This is a genomic window from Flavobacterium adhaerens, assembly GCF_040045115.1.
GTDB classification, from domain to species: domain Bacteria; phylum Bacteroidota; class Bacteroidia; order Flavobacteriales; family Flavobacteriaceae; genus Flavobacterium; species Flavobacterium adhaerens.
In genome coordinates this window covers 214,552-234,981 of record NZ_JBDLZX010000008.1, presented here as the reverse complement: position 1 = coordinate 234,981, position 20,430 = coordinate 214,552, and the positions used below count along the sequence as shown (strand labels likewise).

At 33.5% G+C, this 20,430-nt stretch carries 15 protein-coding genes and 3 tRNA genes; 2 read left to right on the top strand and 16 right to left on the bottom strand.

Going from position 1 to position 20,430, the window contains the following annotated elements; genetic code table 11:
• From ABEB18_RS12950 to ABEB18_RS12890, 13 genes are all read right to left on the bottom strand, one after another.
• Nucleotides 1-426: DUF6443 domain-containing protein (locus ABEB18_RS12950; RefSeq protein WP_348799724.1), on the bottom strand; the 426-nt coding region annotated here is incomplete at its 3' end.
• Between the two features lie 52 nt (nucleotides 427-478).
• On the bottom strand, nucleotides 479-5,206 hold the full coding sequence (locus tag ABEB18_RS12945) for a fibronectin type III domain-containing protein (protein WP_348799723.1): 4,728 nt from the start codon (nucleotides 5,204-5,206) through the stop codon (nucleotides 479-481).
• Nucleotides 5,207-5,535: 329 nt separating this feature from the next.
• On the bottom strand, nucleotides 5,536-5,718 hold the full coding sequence (locus ABEB18_RS12940; protein WP_348799722.1) for a hypothetical protein: 183 nt from the start codon (nucleotides 5,716-5,718) through the stop codon (nucleotides 5,536-5,538).
• Nucleotides 5,705-6,226, bottom strand: coding sequence for a hypothetical protein (locus ABEB18_RS12935; RefSeq protein WP_348799721.1), 522 nt, complete (start codon nucleotides 6,224-6,226; stop codon nucleotides 5,705-5,707). Before ABEB18_RS12935 ends, ABEB18_RS12940 begins: the two co-directional genes overlap by 14 nt.
• A gap of 1 nt (nucleotide 6,227) precedes the next feature.
• Nucleotides 6,228-7,424 (bottom strand): hypothetical protein, encoded by a 1,197-nt coding sequence (locus ABEB18_RS12930; RefSeq protein WP_348799720.1) that lies wholly within the window; start codon nucleotides 7,422-7,424, stop codon nucleotides 6,228-6,230.
• Nucleotides 7,424-9,598 carry a type II secretion system protein GspD gene (locus tag ABEB18_RS12925; RefSeq protein WP_348799719.1) on the bottom strand — a complete coding sequence of 725 codons (2,175 nt, stop codon included), beginning with the start codon at nucleotides 9,596-9,598 and terminating at the stop codon, nucleotides 7,424-7,426. Before ABEB18_RS12925 ends, ABEB18_RS12930 begins: the two co-directional genes overlap by 1 nt.
• Before the next feature lie 31 nt (nucleotides 9,599-9,629).
• A complete protein-coding gene (locus ABEB18_RS12920; protein ID WP_348799718.1) occupies nucleotides 9,630-11,033 on the bottom strand; it encodes a GspE/PulE family protein in 1,404 nt (467 codons plus the stop codon).
• 3 nt (nucleotides 11,034-11,036) lie between these two features.
• Nucleotides 11,037-11,507 carry a hypothetical protein gene (locus tag ABEB18_RS12915; protein ID WP_348799717.1) on the bottom strand — a complete coding sequence of 157 codons (471 nt, stop codon included), beginning with the start codon at nucleotides 11,505-11,507 and terminating at the stop codon, nucleotides 11,037-11,039.
• A gap of 5 nt (nucleotides 11,508-11,512) precedes the next feature.
• Nucleotides 11,513-11,920 (bottom strand): type IV pilin protein, encoded by a 408-nt coding sequence (locus tag ABEB18_RS12910; protein ID WP_348799716.1) that lies wholly within the window; start codon nucleotides 11,918-11,920, stop codon nucleotides 11,513-11,515.
• A gap of 508 nt (nucleotides 11,921-12,428) precedes the next feature.
• Nucleotides 12,429-13,745 (bottom strand): site-specific integrase, encoded by a 1,317-nt coding sequence (locus tag ABEB18_RS12905; protein WP_348799715.1) that lies wholly within the window; start codon nucleotides 13,743-13,745, stop codon nucleotides 12,429-12,431.
• Between the two features lie 426 nt (nucleotides 13,746-14,171).
• Nucleotides 14,172-14,245: transfer RNA gene (locus tag ABEB18_RS12900), tRNA-Arg, on the bottom strand.
• 11 nt (nucleotides 14,246-14,256) lie between these two features.
• Nucleotides 14,257-14,331, bottom strand: a tRNA-Pro gene (locus ABEB18_RS12895).
• 41 nt (nucleotides 14,332-14,372) lie between these two features.
• Nucleotides 14,373-14,456, bottom strand: a tRNA-Ser gene (locus ABEB18_RS12890).
• A 370-nt stretch (nucleotides 14,457-14,826) separates the two neighbouring features.
• On the opposite strand from ABEB18_RS12890, the gene ABEB18_RS12885 reads away from it, so the two are divergent.
• On the top strand, nucleotides 14,827-16,011 hold the full coding sequence (locus tag ABEB18_RS12885) for an acetyl-CoA C-acyltransferase (RefSeq protein ID WP_348799714.1): 1,185 nt from the start codon (nucleotides 14,827-14,829) through the stop codon (nucleotides 16,009-16,011).
• 113 nt (nucleotides 16,012-16,124) lie between these two features.
• On the top strand, nucleotides 16,125-16,886 hold the full coding sequence (locus tag ABEB18_RS12880) for a C40 family peptidase (protein ID WP_348799713.1): 762 nt from the start codon (nucleotides 16,125-16,127) through the stop codon (nucleotides 16,884-16,886).
• Nucleotides 16,887-16,907: 21 nt separating this feature from the next.
• Here ABEB18_RS12880 and ABEB18_RS12875 read toward each other — a convergent pair whose 3' ends face one another.
• The 3 genes from ABEB18_RS12875 to ABEB18_RS12865 are packed head-to-tail and all read right to left on the bottom strand — an operon-like array spanning nucleotide 16,908 to nucleotide 20,408.
• Nucleotides 16,908-17,495: a DUF6642 family protein gene (locus ABEB18_RS12875; protein ID WP_438861447.1), complete on the bottom strand. Its 588-nt coding sequence runs from the start codon at nucleotides 17,493-17,495 to the stop codon at nucleotides 16,908-16,910.
• Between the two features lie 52 nt (nucleotides 17,496-17,547).
• On the bottom strand, nucleotides 17,548-19,479 hold the full coding sequence (locus ABEB18_RS12870) for an OmpA family protein (protein ID WP_348799712.1): 1,932 nt from the start codon (nucleotides 19,477-19,479) through the stop codon (nucleotides 17,548-17,550).
• Nucleotides 19,480-19,490: 11 nt separating this feature from the next.
• Nucleotides 19,491-20,408: a PorP/SprF family type IX secretion system membrane protein gene (locus tag ABEB18_RS12865; RefSeq protein WP_348799711.1), complete on the bottom strand. Its 918-nt coding sequence runs from the start codon at nucleotides 20,406-20,408 to the stop codon at nucleotides 19,491-19,493.
• Between the last annotated feature and the right edge of the window lie 22 nt (nucleotides 20,409-20,430).

The window sequence follows — 20,430 nt, the reverse complement described above, 5'->3', positions numbered from 1 at the left end:
TGTTTTATCAATGGGAATATCGGTAGTAACCCAACCTCCATCTGCACCAGAGATGGCATCGTTGACACATCGCCATAGACGGTCCGTTTTTCCGAAAGGATTTAAACCATCGATTCTAAGGTTTTCTGTAGCTTGCCCATTAACCGTAAAACCAGTTACACTTCCTGAACCTAAAGTCCAACTAGTTTTCCAGTCTAAAAGATTGTTTAACACTCCTTGACCGATGCCTACAGTTTGCTTTAGACGACCCAAACCATCAAAATAACTAATGCTCTTTTGAATAGAGTCTTTAGATAATGTACTGTAATTGGCTACTTGAACCGCCTTCTGCGGCACTTCGGTGTAAATGAAATTTTCGTTGCTAAATTGCTGAGCATGCATACTCATCAATACCAATAAACACAATATCAATATATATTTTTTCATATCCTATTATATTATAATTAAAGAATTCTATGTTTAAAAAAAAACAAACAGCTTATTGATTGGGAACATACCAATAAGTTAATACTCCTTCTGGATTTGTTGAATAAGCTAAAATTAATCTTCCAACAGCACCGCTATAACTACCACTGAAGCTAACTGTTGCACCTGCAGCTATTGTAGCGTAATTTGAAGAAATGATAGTTTGTCCAGAACTCGTGTAAGTACCACTGGCAGAAATACCAATTCCATTGATAGCCCCTCCACCTCCTGCATAACCAAGAGGGCCAGTAGATTGTATTGTTGCATATATATAGATAGGTGTACTCAAATTGTTTTGAATAGTTGCATTTACAGATGTTCCTGTTGTTGCTGGATATGTTCCCGATGTAATACTAAACCCTACAGTAGGGGTTTGGGTGCCTGCTGTGGACATTCCTACAGATGTTGAAAGACCATCCCCAGCTGAATTATAAGCAACTACCCGTATTGAGTAAATTGTCGAAGCGCTAAGTCCCGAAAAAGTCCAAGAGGTTCCAGTGGTAGTAACAGCCGCATCTCCATTTTTGAAAATTTTATAGCCTGTAGCTCCTGCCACTGCTGTCCATGAAAAATTTATAGATGATGTAGTGTTACTTGTAAGGATTAAATTGGTTGGAGCCGGTAATGATGAGGAAGAAACTGAAGTAGACATTCCTACAGATGTTGAAAGACCATCCCCAGCTGAATTATAAGCAAGTACCCGTATTGTGTAAGTTGTCGAAGCGCTAAGTCCCGAAAAACTCCAAGAGGTTCCAGTGGTAGTAACAGCCGCATCTCCATTTTTGAAAATTTTATAGCCTGTAGCTCCTGTAACAGTATTCCAAGAAAAATTCAATGATGATGCGGTAGCACTGGTAAGGGTTAAACCTGTTGGACCAGCTAACATCGTTGACATTGGAACAATTACAGATAAAGCCCCATCACCTGAAGTATTGTATGCCAATACTTGAATATTATAACTTGTCCCAATTGTTAATCCTGTTAGAGAACCAGTTGTAGTACTAACTGAACTTATAGGAACACCATCTTTGAAAATCTTGTACCCAGTAGCTCCTGTAACCGCTGTCCATGAAAAATTTATGGATGCTGGTGAAGCACTAACAAATGTAAGCCCTGTAGGGGCAGGAAGCGACAATGTGCTCATAGATACCGAAGTACATAAAGGACCGTCCACAGATGCGTTTGTAGCCAGTACCTGTACATTATAAGCTGTACTAGCCGTCAATCCCGTTAAGGTTCCTGTAGTAGTTGGAGCCGTTACAGTACTGATGTGAGTTCCTCCTCTATAAATTTTATAACTCGTAGCTCCTGTAACTGCTGTCCATGAAAAATTTAACGTAGTAGTTGTAGCACTCGTTAAAGCCAATCCTGTTGGCACAGCTGGAACTGTAAGACAGCTTCCGTTGGCATTGGCAAAAGTTTGACCATTTGTATTTATTTCATTCACTGCCTTGGCATCTGCATCTGCTTGAGAAACAGTCGATGAATAAATACCAGCTGGTACTGAATACACATGGCGGGTTCCCACTGTACCCACAGCACATGGCTGTTTATCAAAAGGTGCACTTTTAAAAATATTTTTATATACAGTTGTCCATGAACTTACACTACAATCTGTCTGCTGGCCCAAATAATTATAACAATATCTTTGTAAAATATTTTGATCTTGGTCTTTTACATATTGCAACCTGTTAAAACTATCATATTCGTAATAGGTAGTCAAGCCTTTGGGATCGGTCATACTGGTCATACCAATAAGGGGTTTGTATGTGTAAGTGGTAACCATGGCACTAGGTAATGCAGCTCTTAAACTATTAAAAGAACTTTGCGCTAATGTGCCGTTGTCACTTGCCGTTTGCAATGCAGTAACATAACTGGATACCTGACTATAAGTTGCATTTTCTATCTTAGCGATAGGCTGGGTTTTATTATAGCCCCATAGAAAAACAGAAGTGATTCCGTTCGTAATAGTCTGGCTTTCTAGAGTATTGTTTTCATTATAGGTATTTGAGAATTTGAGACTGAAAGTATAGGGCGATTGCGAATTAAAAACAATATCTGCAGTAGTCGGCTCCGCACTATATATTGCTAAAGGCAAACCATTGGTGCCATACTGAACCTGTTTCCCAGAAATAAGCTTAGCATTATGATAACTACGTATATCCACAGGAGTAAGAATGTGAGCGGTCTTCAGACTTGAAAGTGAATTGCCATAGTCGGTTGGATAGTAATATTTTGTGGCAATTACCCCTCCTTTGCTATCATATTCCTTGCTTTCAGTCAGTTGCTTGTGGTAAGGGGAGCTATAATCAAGTTCTTTTACCGTTCGTAGATAGCTGCCATCAGGATTGTACATTTTTGTTACTTGTCTGATAGGTTTAGCCATACCACCTATATCATAATAACGAGCATAGAAGTATTGAATTTCATCACCAAATGTCGTTACTTTATAACCAGGAACTGCTTTAAGCGCACGGATATCATATTCTGTGGAATTCTGAAACATTAATATTCCATCTTCTGAGTAAGTTTCTTTAGATAAAAGATGCCCACGCCTCCAATCATTGTTTAGAAAATTAGGAAAAGGAAACGTACAGGAAGAAATGGATTTAGGATGAAAAGTTGGTAAAAATGTACCTATATTGTCTGTTTGAACCAATGCCGAATTAAACAATCCTGGAAGTGATACTCCTTCGAAATTAAAATCACCACCAAATTCAAAATCGGGGGCAAAGCTAAAATTATATACTGTAGAACCGTTACCAGCTGATATTTCCTTAACTACAGTATAGATAGCGTTTGTTCCTGCTCCAAGCCTCAGTTGAGGAGCACCATCGACACGGACTACAAATCTGTTGTTAACGGATAAATGAGCGGGAACTCCAAAAGCAGCTAATTTTCTCCAATCTCCTTCTCTGTCAGGGCGAAGGGGGTCATAACCCGAATTATACCATGTATAATACTCGTTATCCGCACCAGAAGCACATTTTTCACTGGACATGTAATCCAGATATTCATAGTTTTTTATAATAGGGGCAGAATTCGTGCCTTCCTTTGTTAAAATTTGTTTGACCCTTAAGCCTCCTGCGATTTGCCATAAATAATTGGAATTCTCATAATTTATCGAATGTGTTTCGAATTCAAAGGACGTAAAACCTCCAGTAGGAAATACGATTTTATTTAAAGTACAGGCCTTTGTTGCTTCCGTATCAGGCTCCCTTGTTCCACCATTGCTTACGCCAAATGAAAAATTTATTCCTCCTACATATTCCCCCGACCATGTCAACTCTCTGGACCAGTCATCGATACGAAAAGGCTTGTTCTGGGGATTACTTGGAAAAATTGATTTATTAAAACTATTATTGTAATAGCCCCAATGATCTTGACAAGGTGACAAACGGTAGGGAAGTGTATAAGGGTCATCAGTCTGCGGATTGTTATCGCCATAATATTCAAACAGATATGGACTTTGCTCAGTACCATTTACAGCTATTTCGCGAAACGAATCCAGTCTTAAGCGATAATTAAGGCACTGGATTGTATTACCAAATTCTAATCCTATTTTCTTAGAATTGTTAGCTTCGAAGTAACTATAATTAAATCGAAATTTCTTTACTTGTTGATTATCTTTATTTTTTAATATAATAAAATCAAGTTGATTGTCAGCCATCGATTCACTATCAAGTCTTGGATTAGGAGAAGTTATAAATTCCAACGAATTCCCTGATGAGCTTGTAATTTTACTTAGAACAATTCCATTAATGTCGTCACCGCGAGTAATACAAGTATTTGTATATTGGTTAGGAATAGTATGAGTAGGACTGTTTTCACCGACTGCAAAATATACCTCGCTATAGCATCTTTTGGTATAAACTGATGATATTTTTCCCCCTGGTCTATATTGGAATATAAGCTGCCCGCCAGAAGGGCTTGTAATCTTGGAAATATACCATGCGCCTATATACGATTCCCCCCCAGAAATCGCATATATCTTCTCATGAGTTTTAAATTCATAAACAAAACCTTTTTCATCTGTAATTATAAAATCTCCCCCAGTATATAGTGGATCATTTGTAGCTCCATCAGATACAAACTGAATTTTAAAATCTTCATATTGGGTTAAGGTTGCATTAGCAGCCTCATCCAAAAAAAATTTACCAGCATTACCGTTAAAATTATAGTAAAATATATCAGAGCCATTATCGGTTATGTTTAAGGCACCATCCCTTACATTTTGTTTAATTTGATTAATATAATTCTGTGTAGAAGTAGCATCATAACAGTTATTGCAGTCCGAAATAGAACTTCTTTCTTGTAAATTCCCATTATATTTAAAGCCATCTGGAAGCCCTCTGATTTCCCTTGTAATTACCCCTCCTGCGTTTAATACCCAGCCCAATCCTACCCAAGAAGCTTCCTCATCTACCTTAATGCCAGATGCATGATACGATATTGATATATTAAGGTTGACATCTTTATCTGAAAAATTAATTATAGGTACATCAATTTGAGGAATACCTAAAGATAAATTAACGGGAATATCACCATATTGACCTAAAGAATAGGTATTTGGTGAATATATTTGAAACTGCTCGTGTCCAGCATACTGCGCAAAACACTTTTCGCTCTTCAAAAATATAATCAATAAAATCAGTAAAATACTTACTAATCGAAAATGCACATATTGATTTCGAAGGATTGTCAGAATTTTAATGTATGAATGAAGTGTATTATTTTGCATATTAAAACGTATTGATAATGATTAATTGTTTAAATTAAAATTGGTTTTGTATTATTAAATAATGTCCTCCTTATAATGAAAATTTTATGTTCTTCAAATATAATATAAGCGATAAAAAAGAGTCAGTAATTTTTTATAAATTTCACTATTGTTAGTTAATTTTTTGAAACGTGTATTTTTAGATTATCTTTACTAAATTGAAATTACAATTAATTTAACAAGGCAATACACTTTTTTTTTAGATTTTTTTTAATACTGAACTTTTTCTGAGAACAATTCTTTTACGATTTTTTTTTAGTTTCTATAAGTCTAAACATGCCTTCGATTTTTTAGACCATTTCGGATTCATTTTTATCTACACTCTGGATACCAATTCTCTTGCCTTCCAGTTTTACTTTGATATAAGTGTGATCGAATATGGTCATTTTGTTAATATGGAGTTTACTTTTGATGTTTCTTACCAATCTAAAACACCAATTATATAAAATATCACTTATATCAAACTTGTTCATTCTTCTGCATGATAACCTCTACAAACAATTGATCTGAATTGGTTTTATAGTTTTTCTTTTTTATGAAATTTAAGTGCCTGATAGTTCCCAAAACAGGATTATTTTCAATTTTATTAAGAACAGCTAAACAACCGTTAAATGACCCTTCTATAGAAAAAATATAACTCGTGGTAATAAACCCTTTTTCAGATATAATATGCGGTTCTTGAAAATCAACAACTTTCAAATGGTAAGTATCACTATAGGATGTAAGCTGTTTTAATAAATCATTCTGAAACGATTCAGAAGTTTTGATATCATAATGAGCTATTACCTGATCCAATTGCTTTTCTTTTTGAATGAGCCTGGCAATCAGTTCCGGCATATCATTGTCTGCAATAATTGCTTCCTGTTTGACCATATATTCTTCATAATAACTTATAGTATTTGTTATAGCAAAAGAATAACACAAGTAAAGCACTACTATAAACCCTGCTAAAAGCATTTTGTTTTTATTGTTTAGCTTCATATTAATTCAGGTTTATTGTAATTGAAAATACCGTTTCATTAGTTTCGCTTTTTCCAAAATGGGTTATGACAACCGTATCAATCCAATTCAGCTTTTCTATTTTTTCAATCCAGTTGGTAAATGCGTCATTGGCTATTGTTGTACCTGAAATGATGATTGTTTTATCGTGTGTAAGTATTGGTTCCTCTAACTTGACTTTTTTCTCTAACGGATTAAAAACCAATTCTGTCAACAAAATAGAAGGTGAAATTTTATTGGCTATCTCATTTATGATCAAGGAGCTCTGAGAAGATGTTTTCCCGATAATATTTTTTACTTTTTCTTCTTTAATTATGATCCTTTGTTTTATGCTTTTTACATCTGCTATAGATGATTGGTTTACCAATAAAGTCTCTCCAGCTTCTTGAGCCAATTTATAATAATGATTAAAAAATATAAAATTGACTAGCAAAAGGACAAACAACGCTCCCACCGCAATTTTCAAACCTTTAGCAAAAAATGTTTTCTGATTAAAATCATCATAAAATATTTCACTATAACCAATAACTGAACCTGTATTTATAGTGGTGTTCATAACCAATCGAAGTATCCCCGCAAAAGCCAATAATTGCCTATTCGATACCTGTAGCTCATTGATATTGTATTCTATGGTCGCATCTTTGACAGCTACAGTAAGCAGCTGTTGGTCTTCCAGCTTTGAAACGGACTGATGATTGGTCTGCAAAGCTGTTTCCTCTGTATAATTGATAATCTCAACCATAGAACAAATGCCAAGGCTGATACCGGCAATTGTAATTTTTTGTTTTTCATAGTTTGCTACTAGGGCATTCAAATACGATTTTCTTGTAATAGCTATTACGGACTTTGTTTGTAATCGCCAGATTTCAAAATAAAAATCTTCCCAATTCGTATTAGGAAATGCCTTATGCAACAATTTCTCATCAGAAGCATCAATAGTTGGAACTTCTTTCTGAATAACATGATTGGTATTTATTACTAAGAAAAAAGGAAATCTTGAATCCCATTTTTCTGCAATCGTTCCAGTATAAGTAACACTGTCTTTTTTTGCAATAACTAAACCTTCTTTTTTCTTTTCGACTAGCAACAAAGAAATTTTATCTTCATTGTTTACAGAAAAATGTTCGATACCAACATAGTTGTTACCAAGTAAAAAGTTATTTAACGACAAAATGCTCATTAGTAAATAACTGTAGGTTTAATTAATACTGATAATTTCTTCTTAGAATCTTCTCGGCTTCTGGAACTAAAAAACCATTTAACAATTGGAATTCTTGACAATAAAGGCACACCCGTTCCTGAATCATTTTTTACCGATTCTTCTAGACCTCCCAAAACAATTATATCCTGATCTTTGACACGAATAATAGAAGTAAACTCTCTTGAATTTATGCCTGGAGGTGCATCTTCATCCACTTTTTGACCGTTAAAACTGGACTGAATCACTTTGATATCCATTGTAATCTGCCCATCACCCGAAACCAGTGGCATAATTGTTACAGAAAGTTCAGCATCAATAGGCTGATAATTTTTAATTTCAGATGCCTGGGGTATTTGCGAACCGTAATAATTCTGATTGGTTACCACATAATAGGTTGTTTCACCAATAGACAAATAGGCCTTATGTCCATTTAATGTAGATAATTTTGGGGAAGACCTAATTTTTAAATTCCCGTTGGTTTCCATTGCTTTAAGGCTCAGATAAAAATTCGGAACCACTTTACCAATATTTAATGAGCCAAATCCACTAAAGCTATCAATAATACCGTTTATTGTTTCGGCTCCAATAGTAATATTAGCATTAGGAAATACAGTTCCCGATGTAGTCACTGGTTTATCACCTAAAGTAGCTTTAATTCCCGTTTCAACCGTAGCACTTTTATTGATTTCCAACAACATAACTTCTATCAATATGACTGGTACTGGTTTATCAATATATTTAACAAATGATTCTAAACGTTCTATATTTGTTGCAGGGCCATTTACTAAAAAACTGTTCAATTCTTTATCAATTTTTATATCCAGGTCTTTTTTTATTTCATCTGGAATAATGCTGAGAATAGATTCTGATGGATTGCTTGAAGTTGAAGCATTGTGGTTTGCTGCATTGAAATTATTTGTTCTGTTATTATTATCACTATTATAATTAGTATAAGTAGTGTTATTTATATTATTGTTTAATCTTCCTGCACTTCTTCCTTCTTTAGATGGATCACTTAAAATATCAATAGAACGATACATTAATGGAATCGCTTTTATATTCCTAACTACCAATTGATCTTTTGTTCCGAAATAATAAATAGTTCCGCTTTTCATATAGGTAAACAATCCAATTCCAGATACCACATTTGAAGATGAGGCATTATTAGTACCGTTACTGTATTGTGATTGTTGTGAAAAGTTTGCAGCTGATCCTCCTGAATTAACACTTTCTTGTTTTATCTCAAATAATTTATTCAATAAAGCATCAAATGAAATATTTTTTGCTTTTACAGTCGCTGTTCCAGCATTGTCAAGTGGACTTGAAACAAACATATCAATATCCAGTTCATGCCCAATATCATAAATAATACTTGAAATTGGAGTGTTTTCAAAATCAACATCCAATAATTTCTTTTCTGTATCCAAAACTGTAAAAAAGAAATTTGATTTTCGAGAGCGCAGCGGTTTGTTTTGACGAACAGTATTTACATCCGTACTGGTTTCTTTGGAATAATCACCTTCTAACTGATCAAAAATGTAAAAATTATCCCTTGATTTTGATACGGATAAATTATTAGCAAATGCAAGTTTATTCAATGCTGCATCAAAAGGCATGCTTTTAATATATACTGTCAATAATTGATTTTCTAGTCCAGGAGCAAAAACAAGATTTTTACCACTTACATCCATTATTTTTTTAAAGACACCATACAATTGGTCATCTTTTAAATTCAAAGACAGTAAATTATTAGGCAAATCATAAGAAACATCAACCTCTTTTTCTATTGTTTTTTCTGCTGGTTTTTCATACGATTTTACAGAAAGTATATTTCCAGTAAAATCGATAGTTAAGTTATATTCTTTGCACAAAAACAATAAAATATCGCCAACTGAAACATCCGTAAAATTATTTACTATGTTGATCTGACTTAAATTTGGAGCCATACTAATATTAATTTTATGTACTTCAGAAATTGCCATCAAAAAACTGGAAAGCGATGATTCCTTTATACTAATATTAATTTTTTCGGTAAGTCCTGGAGCATCAGCACTTATTGCTTCTATATTATTTTTGAGTTGTAAAATTCTATCCTCTTGCGAAAATGCAATTTGAAAAATCAGCAATAATAAAAATGTAATTGTTTGTTTCATTAATGTTTGAGCTATATTCTTTTATTTTTTTTTACAGTAATAAAGAAAAAACTTCATCAATTGAAGTTGTTCCGTTTTTAATTAAGGACAAAGCATTTTTCTTCAACGTGAAGATTTCGTTTTCTTCAAGATAATTATTGATGTCCAATTGATTATTTTTAATTAGTGCAGAGAGCTCACTTTCAATCGGTAAAAGCTCATAAATCGCTTTTCGCCCTGAATATCCTGTATGATAACATTGCTCACAGCCTACAGCAACATAATGATTTTTAAGGTTTTCTGGTATAGCAAACCCTGTCGGAAACAGCTCTGTTTTAATATCTTCTTCCGTTTTGCAAAACTGACATAATTTACGAACAAGTCGCTGTGCTACACTAATATTGAGGGTACTCGCTATTAAAAAAGACGGAACTCCCATGTCAATCAATCTTGAAATGGTTGCCCATGCTGAATTAGTATGAATTGTTGACAATACGAGATGACCTGTCAAAGCTGCCCTGATTGCCATATTTGCCGTATTAACATCCCGAATTTCCCCAACCATTATGATATCAGGGTCTTGCCTTAAAAATGTCCTTAAAGTGGTTGCAAAATCAAGTCCTATGTTTTCTTTTAATTGTACCTGATTTATTCCTTCTAGAGTGTATTCGATAGGGTCTTCAACTGTTAAAATATTGGTATTGGGTAAATTAAGTTTTTTTAAAGTAGCATACAAAGTGGTTGTTTTTCCCGATCCTGTCGGACCGGAAATAAGGATTATACCGTTGGGACGTTTTATGTTCTCAAGATAAGCCGATAATTCTTTTTCGGTAAACCCAAGAGAATTAATATCGATATGACTGGTATCTTTACTTAAAATACGAAGCACAACTTTTTCTCCGTGCAAGGTTGGTAAAATTGAAACACGAATATCAAAATCCTGATAATCGGTTACAATTGCAATACGACCATCCTGAGGTAAACGCTTTTCGGATATATCTAGTTGGGCCCGAATTTTAATTTTATTTATGATAATCGGATACTCTTCAGCTGAAATATGAAATTGCTCTTTCAGCTTTCCGTCTAACCGAAAACGTACCCTCGCTTTTTTTTCATAAGGTTCAAAATGAATATCACTGCTTCCTATTTCTTTAGCGTTAACTACAATTTTTTCAAGAAAATCAGAAGTATAATGAATGTCAGAAACTGCATTGGAATTTGTTTTGCGATAATTGGTACTTAAATATCTATTTATGTTTTCTGTTGTTTCGGATTCCAACTGAACCGAATAAGGAAATAAAACAGATAACTCGTTTTGCAGTCCCAGTATATCAACAGCATCTGTTTTTAACAATACCAACTGTTGACTTTTTCCAAATGGAATAATTCGGTAATGATAAGCTTGTTCCGATTTAACGAGCTGCTGAAATTCTATTGGGATATCAAAATTCATCATTTGTTAGCAGGCATATAAAAAGTTGCTTTCGCAGAAGAAAGTGAATCCATAAACAACTCCAAAAAACAATGCCATATAACCTGCCAACGGTACTGTTTTTTCTTTGCTCTTTTGAGACAAAACCAAATGCAGTAGAAGTGAAAAACACAACGAAAATATAAAAAGCACCAAAAAAGAAATCGTTGAAAAAGTAAATGAAATAAAAATAAAGAATAAAACATCTCCCAATCCGAATGAATTTCTAAACTCAATCTTCCTAAGTTTTGTATAGGCATAGCAAACCAGTAATAAAAACAAGACCAATATTAGGTTTGTTCCCACATTCAGCAATATTAAATGTAAAGGCAATAAAAGATATTGAATAGCAAAAGCAAAAACCCCTATCAGAGGAAACAAAAACCAATGAACTAGCCTGTCTTTATAATCCTGATATAAAACAGTAAATAGCAAACTAATAAGGATTACTTTAAACATCCACATCAGTCGGCAACTATTTGTTTTGGAACACCATTCTGGTCAATTTCCCAAACATTAAAAACACCATTACCGTTGAAATCGGTAATAGCTGTCGCTTTTACCTTAAACTCGTTATTGTTAGACTGCACAATTTCATAAGTATAATTGGCACTGCCATTATCTTTTGTCGTTTTAGGAGCTTCAAAATCTATTTCGGTAAAATCGGGACTGTATTTAGAATACATAAAAAAGTATTGCTTTTCCGCATTGTATATTGCTTTTAATTGTACCTGCGCCTCAACACTCTTAGCTTTTGTGATTAATGGCATCAGATTAGGTAATGCTATTAAAAGCAATATTCCAATAATAGCCAATACAATCAACATTTCCTGTAAATTGAAAGAAGGCAGTCTTTTAAGTAGTTTTTTCATCAAAATAAAATATAACTAAATTTTTACAAATATATCTTTTTTATTGAAAAAACAAAATGAAATATTGTGAGAAACAACTCCTAATAAAACAATTTCACAACAACTAAATAAATTTAAAATTTACAAATCATAAATATCATTGTTAAAAAAATATTTCATCCAAAATCAAAACAATAAACAACCATTTAAACAATGGAATTGATACCTTTTTTTCCACAGAAAGCTAAGGCGAAATTTCATTAATGAATTATATCGTTCTTTTTAAATCAATCAACTTAATGCAGGAAAGTTAAATCTTCAAAATTTCAAAGACTTTTTAAATTTGTTCAAAATCGTGGCATATTAGATTTTTCAAAAACAAAAAACAGGTAATATAAAGTTTTTTTTAGTCCAGGTTCGATTCCTGGCAACTCCACTAGGATGGTTTTAAACACTGGTTCGAATAGCGGAGCAATACAAATATAAAAGTTAGTTAAGTCATAAACATTTTAATTACTAGTTCTCCCTTTCACCTCTTGTTTAATAGATTAAGCTTCTTTTTCATTTCCATCAGCTCCTTCTCCATTTTCTCAATTGTCTTCAAAGTTGATTCAGCCGAAACATCTTCCTTATCTGCCAATCTCTGCTTTAATCCCTGCATTTCACGACCAATAGAAATCTGTTCCGTCAACGCATACTCTTCCGTCTGAATAACAGACTGATGCCCAAGCATTTCCTTAACCACATGGATTGGCACATTATTATTTAAAGTTATCGTACTTCCAAATGTTCTTCTTGCCTTGTGAGTGTTTAAAGCACTTGTAATACCGCATAAATCAGCTATTTCTTTAAGATACTCATTCATTTTTTGATTTGAACTCACAGGAAGTACTGAATTTCTTTCAACACAAATAGAATGATCTCTATATCTATTGACAATTTCCGCTGCCTTTGGAAGCAGAGGAATATTAATGGGACTTCCTGTTTTCTGTCTTTCAGTCAAAATCCATTGCTCTCCGTCAATACCTTCTTTAATATCCGATTGTTTCAAATTAAACACATCAATATAGGCTAAACCTGTGTAACATTGAAAGACAAAAATATCTCTTACTACTCCAAGGCGGGCGGTAGAAAATTTATGCTTCTCTAAAAGCGATAATTCAAGACCTGTCAGCGGCTTTTTCGGCACTCTAATCTTTTTACCTTTAAAACGCTTAAAAGGATCTATAGTTAAAAGTTCTTTATCCATCGCTATCAAGACAATTTTCTTAAAATTAGTGATATATTTAAGTGCAGTATTATTAGCGTTGTTCTTTACCGTCTTGAGATAAAACTCATAATCTTTTATAAATTCAAAGTTAAGTTCATTAAACTCCATATCCTCCACTCCGTATTTATAGATCATGAAATCTTTGATATGCTTTTTTGATATTTCAAAACGCACATGCGTGCCAATAGCATATTCACCCTTTTCCACTAAAGCAAGCATCTGATCATTATGAAGCTGAAATTCCTGAAGAACCGTAGTTTTCAGTCTGGTTTTACCTAAAATAAAATTAATCAGCTTTACGCTATTCAGAGATTCCTGTTTTTCTACAAGATAATCTGCATGCTTTCTGACTTTAACTTCCAGTGAGTACAAAAAGAAATTTAAAGCTTTAGCATCTTCTTTATTTCCTATTGCACGTCCTGTTTTCTGCTCCCAGCGGTTTACATTCCATTTTCGTTTCGTGGAGGTTTCTTTAGGGACACCACTAACAGTAATCCTGATATAAATATATCTTTCATTTGTGCTTTTTGCTGAGCTCTTCAAAAAGAAGATAATTCCAAAACTGTTTTCTAACATAATTCAACTATTTAAAAGTTAATAAAGGTCGAATTATAATATCTCTAAATCAAGTCGTTAACCAGCTTTACATGTTGATTAACAGAAAGTTAAATGAGTTTTTGTGGCAGCTTTTTTCAAAAGGTAAAATGCCACAAATAATCCACAAAAATTAGGTCACTTTTGAGCGTTTTTGAAAACAAGATGAGAAATAAAAAAAAACACATCGTATAATGATATGGGTTTTCAACGTTTAAACTGATTTTAAAAAATCAGTTTAAGTGATCCAGAAGAATTGCAACTATAGGTTACAAACCCGCTTCAATTCTATGTTTTCATTATTTCAAAAACCATTTACTACGGTTTTGCCACGGTTTTTTCATCGATTTTAAAAACTAAAAAATTGTAGAAAACAAAAAGACCCACTCGGTATGAGTGGGTCTTCTGTGAACGCAGAAGGATTCGAACCTTCGACCGCCTGCTTAGAAGGCAGGTGCTCTATCCAGCTGAGCTATGCGTCCGTATTTTGTTGTCGGGGTGGCAGGATTCGAACCTGCGACCTCCTGCTCCCAAAGCAGGCGCGATAACCGGGCTACGCTACACCCCGAAAACTGAATAGCTAAAAAGCTATTCATTGCAAAAAAATTGCGGAGAGACAGGGACTCGAACCCTGGCGACGGTTACCCGTCGACAGATTAGCAATCTGCTCCATTACCGCTCTGGCACCTCTCCAATCCTTCAGGAAACGTGTCCTGTTTTGCGGTTGCAAACTTAAGACATGTTTACGTTTCTCACAACTATTTCAGTACTTTTTTTTGATTTTTTTTATTGTTTAATCAAAAATACTTCACAATCAAAGATATAGCTTTCGGTTATTTTTTCACAAATAACCATTTTCAAGTCTATCCTATAAAAACTAATATTCAAACAATAAATTTGACAATAATTGCATTCAGACTTATTGATTCGCTATTCTATTTTACACAAAAAAACAATCTCAAATTGAGATTCCTTAAATATATCGCAATTTGAACCTCCTCAGAACTTCAATCTTATAAAATAAAGTATAAATTTGCTATATAAACCAACATAACCATTAAACATGAATAAAAAAGTTGTTATTGTTTCTGCCTCTAGAACTCCTATTGGCAGTTTTATGGGAGGATTATCCACAATAACTGCTCCAAAATTAGGAGCTGCTGCGATAAAAGGTGTGATAGATAAAATACAATTAAATCCTGATTTGATTGACGAAGTTTTCATGGGAAACGTTATTCAGGCCGGAATTGGACAAGCTCCTGCAAGACAAGCTGCTCTTTACGCAGGTCTTTCAAACGATGTTGCTTGTACCACAGTAAATAAAGTTTGCGCTTCGGGAATGAAATCGATCATGTTAGGGGCTCAAGCCATTCAATGTGGAGATGCCGAAATTGTAATTGCGGGTGGCATGGAAAACATGAGTTTAATTCCACATTATATGCATTTGAGAAACGGAACTAAGTTTGGTCCTAACACTATGATTGATGGCTTGCAAAAAGATGGCCTCACAGATGCTTACGATAATAATGCAATGGGAGTCGCAGCCGATTTATGCGCTACAGAATATCAAATCTCCAGAGAAGAACAAGATAATTTTGCAATTCAATCGTATAGTCGTTCTGCAAAAGCTTGGAATGAAGGAAAATTTGATAACGAAATAACTCCTGTTGCCGTTCCTCAAAGAAAAGGCGAACCTCTCATGATTTCAAGAGACGAGGAATACACAAACGTTTCTTTGGAAAAAATCCCAACATTGAATCCTGTTTTCACCAAAGACGGAACAGTAACCGCAGCAAATGCCTCAACAATAAACGATGGTGCAGCAGCAGTAATTTTGATGAGTGAAGAAAAAGCAATTTCGTTAGGATTACAACCTTTAGCATTTATAAAAGGGTACGCCGATGCTGCTCAAGAACCAAAATGGTTCACTACAAGTCCCGCCAAGGCATTACCTAAAGCATTAGTGAAAGCTGGATTAACATTAGATGAAATTGATTATTTCGAATTTAACGAAGCTTTCTCAGTAGTAGGATTGGCCAATTCTAAAATTCTCGAATTAAATTCAGAAAAAGTAAACGTCAATGGAGGAGCGGTTTCATTAGGTCATCCTCTTGGATGTTCAGGCGCACGCATTATTGTAACTTTACTAAACGTACTAGAACAAAACAATGCAAAATATGGAGCAGCTGCAATTTGTAATGGCGGTGGTGGAGCATCGGCAATGATAATTGAACGTTATATTGTTTAAATCCCTTTTTATCCGTAAATAAAAACACAAATTAATTAAATAATACGAATTGAAAATTACTATTTTTACGGTTCTTTAAATTCGTATTATTTTTTAATATCTAATCTATATAAATGTTTGGAATTTGTAATCTAGCCATGATTCCTCTTCGTGCTGAAGCCAGTGATAAAAGCGAAATTGTCTCTCAAGTTTTATTTGGTGAACATTTCGAAGTTTTAGAACAATATAAACAATGGTCTCACATCAAACTGCAATACGATCAATATCAAGGTTGGATAGACATCAAACAATATCAGGTAATTTCAGAATCAAATTATAATCAACTCTCTTCAGATGCTATAATTCTTAATGCGGATTTGATAGAATACATCCTAGCCCCCTCTAACTTATTAATACCTGTTCCATTAGGAGCTTCACTGTCATTTTTAAATTACCCTGAAATAAATACTAGTTTATTTGACTTTGAAGGCACTAAAACAAGTGGTATCAAACCAAAAAACAACATCATTACTACTTCATTTATGTATTTGAATGCTCCTTATTTATGGGGAGGCAAAACTCCATTCGGGATCGATTGTTCTGGTTTTACACAAATGGTTTACAAACTTAATGGCTACAAATTACTCAGAGATGCTTCGCAACAAGCCACGCAAGGAGAAGCTTTAAGTTTTATTGAAGAAAGTGAACCCGGAGATTTAGCTTTTTTTGATAATGATGAAGGAAACATTATACATGTTGGAATTATTATGGAAAATAACTATATCATTCATGCAAGTGGCAAAGTCCGAATTGATCGACTAGATCATTTGGGAATTTACAATAGTGAAACCAACAAGCATACACACAAACTTAGAGTTATCAAAAAAATAATTTAAGTAGCTTTTTAGTATATATTTTCAATAATACAATCTAAAATCAAGCAACTTACAAAGAGCATAATGCTTTTGATGCAACTCTTCTACTATTTCTACCACGTCATCTAATTCTTGACACATGCTAAAAAAAGCTTTGTCCAACGTATTACTTTTTACATTTCTATTAATTACTCCATAACCAGAAATAGCACGAGCTCCAGTAATATCTAAAAAATACTGTGCTTCTTCCTCTTCTAAATCCAGTACTTTTGCATTGGCAAAATGAACAATTTTTCCTTTCATTTTCCCTTCAAAAAGCTCCGCAATTTCTTCGACACTATAATAATAATTATTAAGGCAGATTGTATTCTCTTTGCCTTGCATTACCAGATAAATAATTTCATAATCTTTAAAATTATGATCATCATATAGTAAGGCATTCAAGCTTTCTTCTAACCCCTCAATTGTATCACACGTTTTATAAATACTAGCAATACCATGCTTCAAAGCGAGATCCTCTAAAGATCTAACTACTTCGGTAACAGCACTTGTTTCTATATCAAGAACACCTTCTAGACAAAAAATAAATTTATCAATATCCTTAGAATCATCTTTGATTTGTAAATCCAAAATACCTGTTTTAATAGTTATGCAATTAAAAATTGAAGGTAAGAATTAAAAATTACATCTTAAGTATTAAAAATTCAGATCTTCTATTTTGTTGATGCTGTTCTTCGGTACATGGAACTCCGTTTTTACAATCATTTATTAATTGAGTTTCACCATAACCTATGGCACTTTCTATTCGTTCAGGAAAAACACCTTGTGAAATTATATAATCTCTAGAAGCTTTTGCTCTTTTATCAGATAGCTCCAGATTATAGTTATCATTGGCTCTAGAATCTGTATGCGATTCTATTTTAATATTCATTTCTGGATACTCATTCATCAATAAAACCACTTTATTCAACTCAATAGCGGCATCATTTCGAATATCCGATTTATCTAAATCAAAGAAAATAATGCCAATTTTTATTTTTAAAACACCATTTTCTCTTACGATTAAATTTGATTTAATACCTAAATCAATAATCGTTTTCCCAGAAATACTTGCTATCGTAACTGGCGAAGTAACTGTACTAAATCCTTGTTTGGAAACTTGAAGAGTATATTTTTCAGTACATGTAACAGGAGTAACAAATTCATAATCCCCATTTTGATTTGTAGTTACTTCTTCTAATTTTTCTCCTTCAGATGAAAATAAAGTTACAGTAGCTTCTTTTAAAGACATTTCTGTTAATTCATTATAAATACACCCTTTAATTAATTGTTTACAAAGTGGAGTTCTTTCGAAAGAATAAATATCGTCATCGCCTTTACCAGATTTTCTATTCGATGACACAAAACCTAAATTGGTTTCTTCATTAACGATATAAGCAAAATCGTCCATATTACTATTTAGTGGAGGCCCAAGATTTTCAGGTGTTCCAAATACATCATTTGTCAAAACACTTTCAAAAACATCTAATCCTCCTAATCCTAAATGTCCATCGCTAGCAAAATATATTCCATTATCTGTTACAAAAGGAAACATCTCTCTTCCTTTTGTATTGATGTTTTCACCTAAATTTCTTGGCTGAGAAAAATTATTATCACCTAAAATATCAACTACAAAAATATCAGTAGCACCAATAGATCCAGGCATATCCGAAACAAAATAAAGCTTTTTCCCATCTTTACTTACTGTTGGTTGTCCAACAGAATATTCTTCGCTATTAAAGGGTAGTTCTTGTACATTTCCCCAAGTTGCTTTTCCGTTTTTATCAGTAGCTGTAGCCGAATACAATTTAAGATTATTTACCCCTTTTCCATCTCGCTTTAGTTTTCCGTTATAATTATTTCGGGTGAAATAAATGGTATTTTCATCTGGCGAAAAAGCCACACAAGCTTCATGATACTTAGTGTTAATCTCATTTGAAAATCGCTCACCAATTGTTACATCTGTTTGTGATGCGCTTATTTTTCCTAATTGCAAATTTAAATAGGGTTGATCATTCCACGCATATCTATTAGTCGATGCATAAGAAGAGTCTATCGTTGTTGCGTATAAAAGTTGTCCTTTATAAAACATTGGCCCAAAATCGGAATAAGCTGAATTTATAGACAAATTTTGAAGTGTAAATTGTGGTTCTCTTTTTAAAATTTTGTTTATCGTTTGTTCTTTAAAAGAAAAATTATCAGATCTATCATCTGTAGCTTCAGCTTTTTTACTAAAGTTTTTCATCCACTTTTTGGCTAAATCATAATTTTTAAGTCCTTCTAAAGTTTGTGCATAGCGAAACAAGTATTCAGCAGAAACATCATTAGGATATTGCGAAACCAATTTTTGATACCATTCGTTAGCCTTTTCCATATTAGTGTTAAAGTAATAACAATCTCCCGCACGTTGCAAAGTTTCTTTAGAATTATCACCACCTTCAATAGCTCTTTCATAAGCTTTTGCTGCTTCTATATACCACATCTTATCAAATAAAGCATCAGCAGTCTTGTTTTTGGTTTGTGAGAAACCCACCAATGCTATAAGTAATCCTAGTACAGTAAATATTTTTCTCATAATTCTCTATATTAAAAAAACCTTGGTGATTTTAACCCTTTATCTTTAGATTTTAACTCAAATCGCAATACAATTTCGTGAGTACCCGATGAAAAATTTTGAATATCTGAAGTTGTATAATCATAAGAATATCCTAGTAAAAATTGAGGTGCAATTTGTATTCCTGCTAAAGCACTTATAGCATCTCCTGAACGATATGCAGCTCCCAAAGTAAAGACTTCATTAAACATAAAATTGGCTGATAAGTCAACAGTCATTGGAGCTCCATCGGCATACTTCAACAAAAAAGCTGGTTTGAATTTAGTACTTACTCCAATATCAAAAACCCATCCTCCAATTAGATAAGCGTGTAATCTCTCATCAGCTAAACCTTCCTGTACTTCGTCATAACGTTTATCGGTCATAAAATTAGGAACTGATAAACCTAGATAACTTTTTTCGCTATGTAAAAAAAGGCCTGCTCCGACAACAGGTAAAAACTCGTTCTGAATATTTTGTTGAAATTGGGTATCATTATCTCTATAAGATCCCTTTGACCAGTCAATATTTAATACTCTCCCTCCTCCTTTTATACCAAAAGAAAGTTTATAAGTTTCTGAAGTCTTGATAGTGTATGAAAAATTCGCATCAATATATTGTTCTTGTGAAGGTCCAATTTCATCATTTACAATAGACAAACCTAACCCAACGTTTTTACCAACTGGAGAATCTATTGTTAAAGTTTGTGTGTTTGGAGCCCCTTCAAAACCTACCCATTGTGTTCTATATAAACCCGTAATAGTCAAATGTCCTGCAGATCCAGCGTAAGCAGAATTTACAGTCATTGTATTATACATGTATTGGGTATATTGTGGATCTTGTTGCCCATAAAAGACATTAAATACCAGCAACATTAACAAAGCAATTATTTGATTATATCTTTTGATCATTTTTGATGTAGTTAACTATTTT